Source organism: Kitasatospora sp. NPDC096128 (genome assembly GCF_040303105.1).
Taxonomy (GTDB): Bacteria; Actinomycetota; Actinomycetes; order Streptomycetales; family Streptomycetaceae; genus Kitasatospora.
Genome location: NZ_JBEOSP010000006.1, coordinates 282,938 through 297,512 on the forward strand (window position 1 = coordinate 282,938; position 14,575 = coordinate 297,512).

The following is a 14,575-nucleotide window of genomic DNA, read 5'->3' on the forward strand; positions in this document are numbered from 1 at the left end:
GGCCCCTGGCCCGCTACGCGCTCAGCTCGGCGTGCAGCGCGCCCAGCAGCCGCCCGGCCCGCTCCGCGACCTCGGCCGGCCCGTAGTCGATCGCCCGCCGGCACCAGTTCTCGGCCTGCACCGGCTCGCCCCGGCGCAGCGCCAGCAGCGCCAGCCGCAGCGCCGCCCGCCCGTGCCCGGCATCGGCGGCCCGGGTGTACCAGAGCATCGCCTCCGCCTCGCTGTCCTGCCGGGCCAGTAACAGCCCCAGGTTGAACGCGGCGCTGCGGCTGCCCGCCTCGGCGGCCCGCCGGTACCAGCTCTCGGCGATCTCCAGCGCCCCGCGCTCGGCCGCCCGCACCCCCATCCGCACCTGGGCCCGGCGGTGCCCCGCGTCGGCCGCCAGCGCGTACCAGTGCTCGGCCTCGGCGTCCGCGTCCCCCCGCCGGTCCAGCACCGACGCCAGCCGGAACGCGCCCTCCGCCGACCCCCCGGCCGCCGCCTGCCGGTAGCGCTCCAGCGCGCCGGACAGGTTGCCGCGCTGCTCCTGGGCGACCGCCAGCTGCAGCGCCGCCTCGCCGTGGCCCTCGGCCGCGGCCCGCGCGTACCACTCCTGGGCCTGCCGCGCCTCGCCGCGCCCGGCGTGCAGCACGCCCAGGTTGAAGGCGCCGTCGACACTGCCGGCCTCCGCCGCCTTGGAGAACCAGGGCTCGGCGCCGGACTCGTCGCCGCGCTGCAGCAGCACCACGGCCAGCGCGTTGCAGGCCTCCCGGTGCCCGGCGTACGCGGCCCGGCGGTACCACTGCTCGGCCTGCTGGTCGCGGCCGGTGCCGGCGCAGAGCAGGCCGAGGTTGAAGGCGCCGTTCTGGTCGCCCGCGTCGAGCGCGGTGCGGTACCAGTGCTCGGCGGCCTTGGCCTCGCCGCGGCTCGCGTGCAGGGCGCCGAGCGCGTTGGCGGCGTTGCCGTCGCCGGCCTCGGCGGCCTCCTGCCACCATTCGGCGGCGGCCCCGACGTCCCCGGCGTCGCGCAGCAGGAAGCCCAGCGCGCAGGCGGCCCGCGGCTCGCCGTTCTGCGCGGACTGCCGGTACCAACGGGCGGCCTCGTCCAGCAGCGACTGGTCGGTACGGGCGCGCTCCTCCAGCAGCACGCCCAGGCGCAGCGCGGCGCGGGCGTGGCTGCGGGCGGCGGCGGTGCGGTACCAGGCCTCGGCGGTCTCCTTGTCCCCGGCGGCCTCGCGCATCCGGGCCAGCCGGTAGGCGGCCTCGCGGTGCCCGGCGTCGGCGGAGACCTTGAACCAGCGCTCGGCCCGCACATCGCGCCGGTGCTCCATCAGGTCGCCGAGGGCGTAGGCGCCCAGCGGGTGGCCGTGGTCGGCGGCGAAGTGCAGCCAGTACTCGGCGGCCTCCTCCTCGCCCTGGTCGCGCAGCTGCAGCCCGAGCGCGTGCGCGGCGGGGGCGCTGCCCGCCACCGCCGCCTGGCGCCACCACTGGCCGGCCTCGGCGCGGTGGCCCTGCTGGTGCAGCAGGACGCCCAGGTTGTTGGCGGCGGCCCGCAGGCCGGCGGCCGCGGCGGCGCGCAGGTAGGGCTCGGCGTCCTCCAGGTCGCCGCGGCGCAGCAGCAGGGTGCCGAGCCGGCCGGCGGCCTCCGGGTCGCCGCCGTCGGCGGCCTGCCGGTGCCGGGCCTCCAGGGCCGCGGACTCCCGGGCGGCCAGCGCGGTCTCGAAGCTGGTCGGGTCCAGCCCCGCCGGGTCCAGTGCGGCCCCGGCCGACGGCTCCTCACCACTCGCCCGGTACGGGCCGACAGCGGCGGAGAACTGGCGGGCGGACACGTGGACGAGGCTGTCGGGCCCGGAGCCGCCGACCGCGGGGCGCTCGGACAGTCCGCTGGTGCGCTGGGCGGGCAGGGCCCCGGGGCGGCTCTCGGGGCTCTCGGCGCTCTCCGCCCAGGCGTCGGTGTCCGCCTCGACGGCCGCGCCCGACTTTGTGCCTGACTTGCCGATCAGCCTCATGCCGACTCCCGCTCCCCCAGAGTGTCGCGGCATCGTGCCCCGGCCGACGGCCGGGGGGACTCCCAGGAGAGGTGCCGGACCGGACGGCCCGTCAGCGGCCGTGCACCGTCCCCCATGTGTCCCATCGTCGCATCACCCGCTACCCGCGTACACCTGCCCCGGCCGAATTCGGGTGGGGCGGACCCGAAGCCGACGAGATTGCTTCGGCGCTTTGTCGATTTCCCGACACTTCCGCCCCACAAACCCCGGTGCCGTCCCCGTTGGCGACGGTCGATAGTACCGGAGCGGTTCCCGCCGCTTCCGGACGGAAACATCCGGGAACGGCAGAGGCCCGGAGGAATGATCCTCCGGGCCTCTGACACTGAGTAGCGGGGACAGGATTTGAACCTGCGACCTCTGGGTTATGAGCCCAGCGAGCTACCGAGCTGCTCCACCCCGCGTCGTTGTGATCAAACCTTAGCACGGATCCGGCGGGCCCCGACCACGGCCGAGGCCGCACCCCGGCCGCAGCCACAGCCACAGCCACAGCCACAGCCCGGGAACGACAGAAGCCCGGAGGAAAGATCCTCCGGGCTTCCTGCTACTGAGTAGCGGGGACAGGATTTGAACCTGCGACCTCTGGGTTATGAGCCCAGCGAGCTACCGAGCTGCTCCACCCCGCGTCGGTGACTGAACAGTAGCACGGACGCGGGGCGGGGCCCAAAACGGTTGTCGCAGCTCAGCGGGGACTACGGGTGCGGACTGGCCGCCCCCGACCCGCTCGGGGCCGGCGCGGGGGTCCCCGTCGGCGCCGGGGCGGGGCCGCCGGCGCGGGCCGCCTCGGCCGCCTTCAGGGCGTCGCCGAGCGCCTTCTGGGCGTTGCCGTACGCCACCCAGTCGCCGTTCTTGAACGCGGTCTGACTGTCGTTGTACGCCTTCTCCGCGTCCGAGAGCGCCTTCTGCAGCTCCGGCGAGATCGTCCCGCCCGGCGCCGGGGTGCCCGGCGCGGTGGGCGTGGGCGTCGGCGTCCCCGGCGTCGGCGTGCTGCCGCCGCCGGGCGTCGTCCCGGTGCCCGGCGTCGTCCCGCCCTGGCTGGACGGCGCGACCGGCGTGGCCGGCGGGGCCTGCCCGGCGAACAGCTTCCGCAGCGCGTCGTCCAGGGTGTTCTCGAACGCCACGTTGTCGTCCCCGTACACCGCCAGGACCTTCTGCAGCGTCGGGTACTTGGCACCGCGCCCGCGCACGTACACCGGCTCGACGTTCAGCAGCCCGCCGCCGACCGGCAGGGTCAGCAGGTTGCCGTACTCCAGCTCGGTGTCACCGCCGCTCTTCAGCGCGAAGATCTGGTTGGCCACCTCCTGGCGGGAGTTGAACTTCGACTGCACCAGGCCGGGGCCGGGGGCGCCGCTCTCGCCGGTCATCTTCAGGATGCGGATCTTCCCGTAGTCGTCGCCCGGATCCGCGTTGACGGCCATGAAGGCCGCCAGGTTCGGCCGCTGGTTGGGCACGAAGGTGCTGGTCAGCGAGAAGCTCGCGGCGGGGGCGTCCGGCATCCGCACCGTCACGTAGTACGGCGGCTGGACCTGCTTGGTGTCACTGGTCGGGTCCACCGGGACCTGCCAGATGTCACTGCCGTTGAAGAAGGAGTTGGCGTCGGTCACGTGGTACTGGCCGAGCAGGTCGCGCTGCACCTTGAACATGTCCTGCGGGTAGCGCAGGTGCGGAAGCAGCGTCGCCGGGATGTCCGCCTTCGGCTGCACGGTGCCCGGGAAGGCCTTCATCCAGGTCTTCAGGACCGGGTCCTTGTCGTCCCACTGGTAGAGCTTCACCTCGCCGGTGTAGGCGTCCACCGTGGCCTTGACCGAGTTGCGGATGTAGTTGACCTGGTTGGCGGCGGTCAGCAGCTCACCGCGCTGGTTGGTCAGCGAGTCCTTGGTCGCGGTGCCCAGCGTCGTCTTCGACGAGAACGGGAAGCCGTCCGAGGTGGTGTAGCCGTCCACGACCCACACCACGCGGCCGTCCTGCACCACCGGGTACGGGTCGGCGTCGATCGACAGCCACGGCGCGACCTTCTCCACCCGCTCCTTGGGCGTCCGGTTGTAGATCACCTTGGCGCCGTCGGTGATCGCCCCCGCGTACAGGATCTGCGGCTCGGCGAAGCGCACCGCGTACGCGGCCCGGGTGATCGGGTTGTCCAGCGAGACACCGCTGGCACCGGTGTACGTGTACTCCACGTTCTGACCGGACTTGATGTCGGTGTAGTCGATCTCCTTGTTCGAGCCGCCGACGATCGAGTAGGTCGTCGTCTTCTCGCCGTAGTAGATCCGCTGCTCGTAGCTGCCCAGCGTGCCGGTGGACGGCAGGCCGGACTCGGTGAACACCGGCCCGCCCTTGTCGTCGACCTGGTTGCCCTTGGCCAGCGCCGCGCCGTAGCCGTGGGTGTACTTGAAGTGGTCGTTGATCCAGTTGCGCTGCACCCCGTTGAGGTCCAGCTCGCGCAGGCCGATCACGGTGTCCTGCTTACCCGTCGGCGTGCCGTAGCGGTCCACCGAGAGCGTGCTCGGGAACGCGTAGTAGTTGCGCTGCTGCTCCAGCGACTGGAACGTCTGCGAGACGATGTTCGGGTCCAGCAGCCGCACGTCCGCGATGGTCTGCGCGTCCGGCTTGAGCGCGTCACCCGTGGTCGAGCCCTGCGGGCTGTACGGGGTGGTCTGCGCGTCCGCGATCCCGTACGCCTGCCGGGTCGCGTCGATGTTCTTCTGGATGTACGGCGTCTCCTTGGCCTGCTCGTTCGGCTTGACCTGGAACTGCTGCACGATCGCCGGGTACAGCCCGCCGATCAGCACCGCCGACAGCACCATCAGCCCCAGCCCGATCAGGGCCGGCGCCCAGGTGCGGCGGATCGGGGTCAGGAAGAACAGCACCGCGCAGATGATCGCGACGAAGAACAGGATCGTCTTGGCCGGCAGGAACGCGTTGGCGTCCACGTAGCGCAGGCCCGTCCAGCCCGAGACCCCCTTGTAGCCGCCGGTCTTCACCGCCAGCGCGTACCGGTCCAGCCAGTACGCCACCGCCTTGAGCAGCACGAACACGCCCAACAGCACGGCCAGGTGGCCCTGCGCGCCCGCGCTCGCCCGGCGGCCCGGGCCCTGCAGCCGCAGCCCGCCGTACAGGTAGTGCACCAGCGCCGAGGTCAGCAGCGAGACGATCACCGCGCTGAACGCGAAGCCCAGCACGAACTCGTAGAACGGCAGGTCGAAGGCGTAGAACGAGACGTCCATGCCGAACTGGGCGTCCTTCTCACCGAAGGACGTCGCGTTCGTCCACATCAGCCAGGTCCGCCACTGGCCCGACGCCGCCGCGCCCGCCACCAGGCCGATCACCAGCGAGACCCCGATCAGCGCCCAGCGCTTGAACGGCGCCAGACCCGCCCGGTAGCGGTCCAGGCTCTGCTGCTCCACCGACATCGCCGACAGCGGCGGCCGCAGCCGGTGCGCCAGCCACACGTTGAAGCCGACGATCACCGCCATCAGCAGGCCGAAGACGCCGAACAGCCCGACCTTCGTCCACAGCTGGGTGGTGAACACCGAGGAGTAGTGCACCGACCTGAACCACAGCCAGTCCGTCCAGAACCCGGCGAACATGACGAACAGCAGGAACAGCACCGCGAGTACGCCCAGGGTCAGCAGGGCCACCCGCGCCCGCCGGGAGGGCGGGCCCACCCTCCGCCGGAAACCCGGCCCTGAGCGTTCCGGCATCTGGAATACCACGGTGGCACCTCAGCTGTGTCGTCTGGAATCGGTCGGTCGTCAGAGCAACTTAACCAGGCCTCGACCGAGTTCCCACCGTTAGCAGACGGTTACGCCGCCGTTCCCCCACAACCCCCGCCCGCCCCGCCGGAACACCCCCGCCCGGGCCGCCCGGACCCGCCCCGGCGGGCGGGCGGCGCCCGGCGTGTGAGGATTGGGTCATGTCCGACGCGCCTGATCTGAACAACTCCCCCGACGACGTCTCCAAGCTCCCCGCCGCCACCCCGCTCACCCGGGCCGCACTGGAGATCGACGAGTACGCCGCCACCCTCGGCTGGGACCTCCCGGCCCGGCTGTTCGCCCTGGTGGACAGCGCCGCCCTGCGCAAGGCCGACCCCAGGGTCGCCAAGCAGCTCGGCCTCGCCGACAGCGACGAACCCGGCCTCACCCCGGTCGAGCAGGACGAGATCCCGGCCGGCATGGAGCTCGACAAGTTCCTCGGCACCATCGCCTGGCCCGACGCGGTGGCCGGCTGCGCCCTGGTGGTCGAGCGGCTGATGCTGCCGCCGGGCGCCGAGCAGTCCCGCCCGCGCGGCGCCAGCGACGCCCAGCTCGCCGAGTGGGTGGCCAACCACCCCAAGCGCGAGGAGGTGCGGATCACCGCCGCGGTGCTGCGCGACGGCAAGAAGGAGATCGCCCTGCGGCTGCGCTCCAAGGACGTCGCCCGCGAGGTGCTGACCGGCCCGGACCTGGTGCCCGGCCTGACCGACGCGCTGCTGGCGACCTTCTCCTGACCCCCGACGCCCCTGGCTAGCGGGGGCAGGACGGCAGCGCCGAGGTCTGCCCGGAGCGGATCTGCTCCAGCGACTTCAGCGCGCCGTCCAGGGTGTCCGTCTTGATCAGGGTCAGCCCGGACGGCACGTTCTTGGTGGCCTCGGCGCAGTTCGAGCCCGGGGTGAGGAAGTACTCGGCCCCGGCGTCCCGGGCGGCGATCAGCTTCATCGATATCCCGCCGATCGGGCCGACCTTGCCGTCGTCGTCGATGGTGCCGGTGCCCGCGACGAACTTGCCGCCGGTGAGGTCGCCGCCCGGGGTGAGCTTGTCCACGATGCCGAGCGAGAACATCAGCCCGGCGCTCGGGCCGCCGACGTCCTGCAGGCCGATGTCGATCTGGAACGGGTAGGTGTGCCGGATCCCGGTGCCGATGCCGACCACCGCGAGCTCGGCCCGCTCGGCCGGGGCCTTCGGGTCGAGGTCCTTGGCCCGCACGGTCGGGACGGTGACGTCGGTCTTCGTCCCCGGGGTGGCGGAGCCGTTGCCGGAGGTGTCCTTGGCCCGCGGCACCACGGTGAAGACCACCGACTCGCCGGGCTTGTGCTTGGTGACGGCGGCGACCACCTGGTCCACCGAGTCGACGGCGGCGCCGTCCACCGCGACGATCTGGTCGCCCGCGTGCAGCCGGCCCTCGGCCGGGGCCCCCGCGGTGACCGACTTGACGATCAGTTCGTTGCCGACCGGGACGCCCAGCTGCTTGAGCGCCGCGGTGCGCGCGCTGTCCTCGGAGGAGGCGAACTCCTCGGCGTTCTGCTTCTTGGCGTCGGCGTCCGACTGCCCCTTGGGGTAGACGTTGTCGTGCGGCACCACCAGCACGTCGTCGCGCATCCAGCCGATCACCGCGTTGACCAGGCTGGGCTCGTACTTGGCCCCGGTGACCTGGACGGTGGTCATGTTGAGGTGCCCGCTCGTCTTGTACGAGTCGTGGCCGGTGATGGTGATCACCGGCTTGCCCCCCTGGTCGCCGAGCGTGTTGTACGTCGGGCCGGGGCTCATCTCCGTGTACGGCACCTTCATCAGCACCGAGACGCAGAGCAGCGCTATGAGCAGCAGGGTGGCAGCGAGCATCGTCGCGGAGCGGCGTGGCATGCCTCGACAGTACGGGACGTCCGTGCGGCGACGCCCGCCGGGCTACCGGCCGGAGTGCTCGCCGGGGGCGGCCGAGCCCGCGGTGGTGCGTTCCATCGCGGCCATGAAGCGCCGGTGCTCGGCGAGCGAAGCGGGGTCCCCGGTGGCCCTGGGGGCCCGTTGGGCCCATCCCGCCCAGACGGCCGCGACGAGGACGGCGACAACCGGAATGATCAGCCAGGCGAGCGCACCCATGTCAGTACTCCCAGCTCCTCGGGTCTATGAGCAGATTAACCACCCCGGCGGACAACGCGGCCGGCGCCATCCGGGTTACGGGACGGCCGATCGGCTCACTTCCAGGGAGTATCCGGCGCCCCCGGCCGGACCCGTTCGGGTGAGGCCGCGGCGCGCCTGACCCGAAGGACGTGCTCCGCGTGCGTGCGGTTGCGCCGCCCCGGGGAGGGAAGCCCGGTCGGACGGGAGCCCGGTCGGACGGGAGCCCGGTCAGCAGCCGCCGGCGCCGACCCACTCCTCCTCGCCGTCGGAGAAGACCTGGTGCTTCCAGATCGGCACCTCGTGCTTGAGGTCGTCGATCAGCCGGCGGGCGGCCGCGAAGGCCTCACCGCGGTGGGCGCAGGAGACGGCGACGATCACGGCCTTGTCGGTGATCTCCAGCCGGCCCACCCGGTGCACCGCGGCGAGCGCCTTGACCGGGAAGTCGGCGACGACCTTCTCGGCGATCCGGCGCATCTCCTCCTCGGCACTGGGGTGGCAGCTGTACTCCAGCGCGGAGACCGACTTGCCGCCGTCGTGGTCCCGGACCGTCCCGACGAAGACGGTGGTCCCGCCGGCCGCGTCGTCGCCGACCGCCTCGTACACCTCGTCCAGCGAGAGCGGGGTGTCGCGGATGGCGAGCAGGCGGATGGGGTCGTGGTTCTCGGACATGACCCCATGATTCCTCACCTGGGGCCGATCGGGGCAAGGGGCTTCCGCATCACGATTCCGAAATTTCGCATCGTGAGAACCGGCACCGCGGGTGTCGTCCCGAGCATCGTCCCCGAACATCGTTCCTGCGCATCGCCGCCGAGTGTCGTCTCAGAAGCGGCGCCGCTTGCGGGCCCGGCGCACCAGCGCCGCCGTACCGACCAGCGCCACCGTCGCCCCGGCCGCCCCCAGACTGGTCGCGGCCTCCTTGCCGCCCAGTCGGCGCCCCGCCACCGCGTGCTTGCCCGAGACCTGGGCCAGCAGCTCGGCCAGCACCTGCTCGTTGGTGAACTCCGGCCGCCAGCCCGCCTCGTGCAGCCGGCTCCCGGACACCACCCACGGGTACATCGTGTACGCCAGGTCGCCCGCCGGGGCCGGAGTCAGCCCCAGCCGGTGCAAGCGCGCCGCGGTGCCGAGCGCCAGCGCGGCCGGCAGCTCCATCCGCCGGATCCCCGACAGCCGCTCCACGTCCTCCTGCTCCAGCCAGCCGTCGCAGCCGACCGTCACCTCGCCCTCGACCAGGCCCAGCGCCGCGTACTCCAGCGCCGCCGCCAGGTCGTCCACGTGGCAGAACTGCCAGCAGGGGCGGGAACCGGCCACCACCAGCAGCCGGGGCGCCTCGAAGTGCCGGGTCAGCACGGTGTCCACGCCGGGGCCCACCACCACGGCCGGGCGCAGCACCGTCACCTGCAGCCCCGGGTGGGCGCGCGGCGCCCGCCGGGCCAGCCGCTCGATCTCCAGCAGGTCCCCGACCAGCGAGGCCTCCTCGGTGGCCCGCAGCTCCGAGTCCTCGGCCAGCGGCACCTCGTTGTCGGCCAGCGCGCCGTAGACCATCGCGGAGGTGCACAGCACCACCCGGTGCACCCCGGCGGCCGCCGACGCCGTCAGCACCGTCTGGGCACCGCGCACGTTGTAGGCGCTGCGGGCCCGCGGATCCGACTCCATGCCGAAGTCCATCGCCAGGTGCACCACCACGTCGACCCCGGCCAGCCGCTCGGCCACCGCCGGGTCCCGCACGTCCAGGACCCGCCACTGCACGCCCGGGACCTCACCGCGCCGGTCGTCCACCGCCAGCACCCTGCGCACGTGCGGCGAGGCCACCAGCCGGGCGGCGACCCGCTCGCCCAGCACCCCCGCGGCACCGGTCACGGCCACGTTCAACGGCCGCCCGCCGTAGGCTGGAGGCGGCGACGCCGTGGCGTCCGGATCGTCCTCTCCTGCGGTCAGCCCAGAGCGAACGTCCGAAGGCGGGGAACTCACCGGCCATCCTCCACGGTTAGCTTATGTGCGTACGGACGTGTGTCACGTACGTCCATCCTGCCCGAGGCGAAGGCCCGGCGGTGCACCCGGCGCGGGCCTGGCCCTCGGGAACCGCCCACGAGTCCCCCGCTCCACCGGAGTCCCGGGCGGACCGCACTGCCCGCCACACCCGTATGACGGCCGACCGGATCGAGGACCCCGTGAGCGACCTTCCCTTCGGATTCGGCGTTCCCCCCGAGGAGCCCGAGGACGGCAAGGCCAAGCCCGACGACGCGCAGCAGAAGAAGGAGCAGGGCCAGGAAGGCACCGGCGGCCCCCAGCCGTTCGGCTTCGGAGCCGGCAACCCCTTCGGCGCGATGTTCGGCCTGCCCGGCGCCCCGGGCGGCCCCGGCGGGCCCGGAGCCGACAACCCCTTCGCCGCGATGTTCGGCGGCCTCAACCCCGGCGACCTCGGTGCCGCCTTCCAGCAGCTCGGGCAGATGCTCTCCTTCGAGGGCGGTCCGGTGAACTGGGAACTCGCCCAGAACATCGCCCGGCAGACGGTCGTCGCCGAACCCGCCGAGGGCAAGAGCAAGGACCGCTCCGTCGGCGACGCCGAGCGCTCCGCCGTCGTGGAGGCCGTGCGCCTGGCCGACCTGTGGCTCGACGGCGTCACCGAGTTCCCCTCCGGCGCCGCCGCCGCCGTCGCCTGGAGCCGCGCCGAGTGGATCGAGGCCACCCTCCCGGTCTGGAAGGACCTCGTCGACCCGGTCGCCGAGCGCGTCGGCAACGCCATGGGCGGCGTCCTGCCCGAAGAGATGCAGGCCATGGCCGGCCCGCTGATGGGCATGATGCGCTCCATGGGCGGCGCCATGTTCGGCACCCAGATCGGCCAGGCGCTCGGCGCCCTGGCCGGCGAGGTCGTCGGCTCCACCGACGTCGGCCTGCCGCTCGCCCCGGCCGGCAAGGCCGCCCTGCTCCCGCAGAACGTCGCCGAGTTCGGCGAGGGCCTGAACGTACCCGCCGACGAGGTCCGGCTCTACCTCGCCCTGCGCGAGGCCGCCCACCAGCGCCTCTTCGCCCACGTCCCGTGGCTGCGGGCCCACCTGCTGGGCGCCGTCGAGGCCTACGCCCGCGGCATCAAGGTCGACACCTCCCGCATGGAGGAACTCGTCGGCCAGCTCGACCCGAGCAACCCCGAGGCCCTCCAGGAGGCACTGGCCGGCGGCCTGCTCCAGCCCGAGGACACCCCCGCCCAGAAGGCCGCGCTGGCCCGCCTGGAGACCGCGCTCGCCCTGGTCGAGGGCTGGGTCGACGCCGTCGTGCACGCCGCCGCCGAACCCCACCTGCCCCAGGCCGGCGCGCTGCGCGAGACCGTCCGCCGCCGCCGCGCCGCCGGCGGGCCCGCCGAGCAGACCTTCGCCACCCTGGTCGGCCTGGAACTGCGCCCGCGCCGCCTGCGCGACGCCGCCCGGCTCTGGGCGCTGCTCGCCGACGCCCGCGGCATCGAGGGCCGCGACGCGCTCTGGGAGCACCCCGACATGCTGCCCACCGCCGCCGACCTGGACGACCCGGACGCCTTCGTGCACCGCGGCAGCGGCGACCTGGAGGGCGGATTCGACTTCGACGCCCTCGACAAGCTGCTCGGCGAGGCCGCGGCCGGCAAGCCCGACCTCACCAAGAACGACCCGCCCAAGGGCGACGCGCCGAAGGGCGACCAGGACGGCAGCGACGGAAAGGGCGAGCCCACCGCATGACGGCCACCGGGACGGGTACGTCCACCCTCCACGCGGACGCAGTCCGCACCCTGACCGACTGGCGGCCCGTCGAGCGGGAGCAGGAACAGCTGCGGCTCGACTACCTCGCGCACCTGGCCGAGCAGCCCGAGGGCCTCTACCGGTCCTGCCTGCCCGCCCACGTCACCGCGAGCGCGGCGGTCGTCGACCCGGACGCCGGGCGGGTGCTGCTCACCCTGCACCCCAAGGTCGGCATCTGGCTGCAGATGGGCGGGCACTGCGAGCCCGGCGACGCCGACCTCGCCTCCGCCGCGCTGCGCGAGGCCGTCGAGGAGTCCGGCATCCCCGACCTCACCCTGCTGCGGGAGGACGGCGTCCCCGTCCCCGCAAAGCTGGACCGGCACCTGGTCCGCTGCACCGGCAAGGACCGGCCGGAGAACACCCACCTGGACGTCCAGTACATCGCGCTGGCCCCGGCCGGAGCGCAGGCGCTGATCAGCGAGGAGTCGCTGGACCTGCGCTGGTTCGACTACGACCGGCTGCCGGAGCTGACCGACCACTCGGTGCGCGACCTGGTCGCCCGGGCCCGGCGGATGACCGCCTGACCAGCTGAGGTGCGAAGCGCCGAGGGGGCGCGGACCGTATGGTCCGCGCCCCCTCTCGCTGCACCCCCTCACCCGCAGGAGGCCGCCGGATCCGGCCCCGGAGCACCGTGCCGGGCCCCCGGGATGTGCGGCAGCCGGGCGGCCGACACCACACCCTCCAGATAGCCGCGCGCCCGCTCCGTCCGCGGATAGGCCTCCAACAGCGCCCAGAACGCCGCACCGTGGTCCGGCACCAACAGGTGCGCCAGCTCGTGCAGCAGCACGTAGTCCAGCACGTACTCCGGCATGCCCTGCAGCCGGTGCGACAGCCGGATCGTCCCCTCACTGGGGGTGCAGGAGCCCCAGCGCGAATTCTGATTGGTCACCCAGCGGACCTGCACCGGCTGCGCCCGACCGTCCAGGTACGCCGCCGACAACTCCCGGGCCCGGGCCATCAGGGCGTCGTCCCCGAGGATCCGCCGGCGCTCCTGGGCGGCGAGCTTCTCCAGCATCTGCGCGACCCAGCGCTGCTCCTCGGCGTGCGACAACCGGGCCGGGATCAGCACGACGGTGCGGTCGCCCTCGCGGTAGGCGGAGACGGTGCGGCTGCGACGGGCACTGCGCCGCACCTCGACCCGGCTCCGGTCGTGCGCCTCCGGAGGCACCGCCCCGGCCGACGGGTACTGCGGCCTCGCCTGCGGCTTCTCGCGCTGCTGCTCGTCCGGGCGCCCGCGCGTGCTCGGCGCCGCCATCTGAGACCCGGACGCTGCACGGGCACGCCGACGCGACGCCGGTGGATGGGAGTCCCGCTCGGCTGCCATGGCACACGACGTTACCCGGTACCACCGACAGAAGTCCGGTGCCGTGGCCGAAATCTTTCATGGAGCGATCGGGAACGAAAGACCGACGGAGGGTGTCCGGAAACCGACTCCCGGAAGGATGGCCAGTTATCCACAGGGTCCCCGAACAGCTGATGTGATCATGGGCCCGGGCCTGTGGATAACTTTCCGCACGTCGTCGCCGCGATGGGGCATGCTGCGGTCAGCCGTCCGGAAACGATCGGAAGGGAGACCACCGTGCGCCTCATGCTGAAGCCCGCCCTGTCCCGCAGCTGGCGGGACTCCGAGACCCTGCAGTTCGGCACCGTCACCCGGTACGCCGGGGTGCTCGGCAACGCCGACAAGGCCCTCTGCGAGTTCCTCGACCTGGTCGACGGGACGCGCGAACGGCCCGAGCTCCTGTCCGCCGGCGAACGGATCGGGCTCGGCCGCGAGCCCACCGACACCCTGCTGAGCGAACTGGAGGAGACCGGGCTGCTCGACGACGCCGAGGCCGCCGGCCGGGCGCTGTCGCACTTCCCCCGGCCCCACCAGGACGTGCTCGGCCCCGACCTCGCCTCGCTGTCGCTGGTCCACTCCGGCCCGGGCGCCGCACCGGCGGTCCTGGCCCGCCGGGCCCGGGCCAGGATCGAGGTGCGCGGCGCGGGCCGGGTCGGCGCGGCCGTGGCGGCGGTGCTCGCCGCCGGCGGCACCGGCACCGTCACCGTGGCCGACAGCGGCCGGGTCCAGCCCGCCGACTGCTCCCCCGCGGGGCTGCCGCCCTCGGACATCGGGCGGCTGCGCTCGACGGTCGCCCGGGAGGCCGTCCAGCGCGCCACGGGCCGCCCACTGGCCCCGGTGCCCCGGCGGAAGGCCGACGACCCGCCACCCGACTTCGTGGTCCTCGCGCCCCGGGACGGCAGCGCCGCCTTCGCGGGCGGGACGTACGAGGCCCGACTGCTGCTCAAGGCCGGGGTGCCGCACCTGTACACGGGCGTGGTCGAGGAGTTCGGCATCATCGGGCCGCTGGTGATCCCCGGGCGGTCGGCCTGCGGGCACTGCCTGGTGCTGCGCCGGGAGGACGAGGACGCGGCCTGGCCGAGGGTCCTCGCCCAACTGGCGGACAACGGCCCCGGCCGGGCCCGCACCCCGGCCTGCGACACGGCCCTCGCCACGGCGGTGGCCGGACTGGCGGCGCTGCACGTCCAGGTCTACCTGGACGGCGGCCGGCCACCGAGCGTCGACGGCTGGTGCGAGGTCTCCGCGGGCGACGGCATGCCCCGCCGCCTGCGGCTGCGAGGACACCCGGACTGCGGCTGCCTGTGGCAGCCGCTGCCGCCGGGCTGAGGAGGACGGAGGGAGGACGGAACAAGGAACGCACCGGGCCCGGGCCCGGCGGCTGCGGGGCTCAGCAGCCGCCCGACCCGAAGCCCGGGGCCAACCCGGGCGAAGCGCCCGGCCCGGTGAGCCCATGGCCCGGTGAGCCCATGGCCAGGTGAGCCCATGGCCAGGTGAGCCCATGGCCAGGTGAGCCCATGGCCAGGTGAGCCCATGGCCCGGGGGCGGGCCCTGGGGCGGGGTGGGGGGCGGGGCGGAG

11 protein-coding genes and 2 tRNA genes are annotated in these 14,575 nt (G+C 73.6%); 4 read left to right on the plus strand and 9 right to left on the minus strand.

From position 1 onward, the window contains the following. Positions 1 to 13: 13 nt before the first annotated feature. The 4 genes from ABTY61_RS10085 to ABTY61_RS10100 form a co-directional block, all read right to left on the minus strand. Entirely contained in the window at positions 14 to 1,987 is a 1,974-nt protein-coding gene (locus tag ABTY61_RS10085; protein WP_350504479.1) for a tetratricopeptide repeat protein, read from the minus strand. Positions 1,988 to 2,353: 366 nt separating this feature from the next. Then, a tRNA-Met gene (locus tag ABTY61_RS10090) sits at positions 2,354 to 2,427 on the minus strand. Between the two features lie 148 nt (positions 2,428 to 2,575). After that, a tRNA-Met gene (locus tag ABTY61_RS10095) sits at positions 2,576 to 2,649 on the minus strand. Positions 2,650 to 2,715: 66 nt separating this feature from the next. Beyond that, complete coding sequence (locus ABTY61_RS10100; protein ID WP_350504480.1) at positions 2,716 to 5,724, minus strand: UPF0182 family membrane protein; 3,009 nt, start codon at positions 5,722 to 5,724, stop codon at positions 2,716 to 2,718. 212 nt (positions 5,725 to 5,936) lie between these two features. Between ABTY61_RS10100 and ABTY61_RS10105 the strand changes: the two genes are divergently transcribed. Beyond that, positions 5,937 to 6,509, plus strand: coding sequence for a PPA1309 family protein (locus ABTY61_RS10105; protein ID WP_350504481.1), 573 nt, complete (start codon positions 5,937 to 5,939; stop codon positions 6,507 to 6,509). Positions 6,510 to 6,525: 16 nt separating this feature from the next. On the opposite strand, the gene ABTY61_RS10110 is transcribed toward ABTY61_RS10105, so the two are convergent. The 4 genes from ABTY61_RS10110 to ABTY61_RS10125 form a co-directional block, all read right to left on the minus strand. Then, a complete protein-coding gene (locus ABTY61_RS10110; protein ID WP_350504482.1) occupies positions 6,526 to 7,638 on the minus strand; it encodes a YlbL family protein in 1,113 nt (370 codons plus the stop codon). 42 nt (positions 7,639 to 7,680) lie between these two features. Beyond that, positions 7,681 to 7,872: a hypothetical protein gene (locus ABTY61_RS10115; protein ID WP_350504483.1), complete on the minus strand. Its 192-nt coding sequence runs from the start codon at positions 7,870 to 7,872 to the stop codon at positions 7,681 to 7,683. A 249-nt stretch (positions 7,873 to 8,121) separates the two neighbouring features. After that, a complete protein-coding gene (locus ABTY61_RS10120) occupies positions 8,122 to 8,562 on the minus strand; it encodes a molybdenum cofactor biosynthesis protein MoaE (RefSeq protein ID WP_350504484.1) in 441 nt (146 codons plus the stop codon). Between the two features lie 150 nt (positions 8,563 to 8,712). Next, positions 8,713 to 9,861: an NAD-dependent epimerase/dehydratase family protein gene (locus tag ABTY61_RS10125; protein WP_502895260.1), complete on the minus strand. Its 1,149-nt coding sequence runs from the start codon at positions 9,859 to 9,861 to the stop codon at positions 8,713 to 8,715. A 200-nt stretch (positions 9,862 to 10,061) separates the two neighbouring features. Here ABTY61_RS10125 and ABTY61_RS10130 point away from each other — a divergent pair, with 200 nt between their 5' ends. Together ABTY61_RS10130 and ABTY61_RS10135 are read left to right on the plus strand one after the other, a co-directional pair. Beyond that, on the plus strand, positions 10,062 to 11,597 hold the full coding sequence (locus ABTY61_RS10130) for a zinc-dependent metalloprotease (protein ID WP_350504486.1): 1,536 nt from the start codon (positions 10,062 to 10,064) through the stop codon (positions 11,595 to 11,597). Continuing rightward, entirely contained in the window at positions 11,594 to 12,181 is a 588-nt protein-coding gene (locus ABTY61_RS10135) for an NUDIX hydrolase (protein ID WP_350504487.1), read from the plus strand. The genes ABTY61_RS10130 and ABTY61_RS10135 overlap by 4 nt, the downstream gene beginning before the upstream one ends. A gap of 68 nt (positions 12,182 to 12,249) precedes the next feature. Here ABTY61_RS10135 and ABTY61_RS10140 read toward each other — a convergent pair whose 3' ends face one another. Next, positions 12,250 to 12,912, minus strand: a complete 663-nt coding sequence (locus tag ABTY61_RS10140; RefSeq protein WP_350504488.1) for a M48 metallopeptidase family protein — start codon at positions 12,910 to 12,912, stop codon at positions 12,250 to 12,252. Between the two features lie 333 nt (positions 12,913 to 13,245). On the opposite strand from ABTY61_RS10140, the gene ABTY61_RS10145 reads away from it, so the two are divergent. After that, positions 13,246 to 14,325, plus strand: coding sequence for a ThiF family adenylyltransferase (locus ABTY61_RS10145; RefSeq protein ID WP_350504489.1), 1,080 nt, complete (start codon positions 13,246 to 13,248; stop codon positions 14,323 to 14,325). The last annotated feature ends 250 nt before the right edge of the window (positions 14,326 to 14,575 follow it).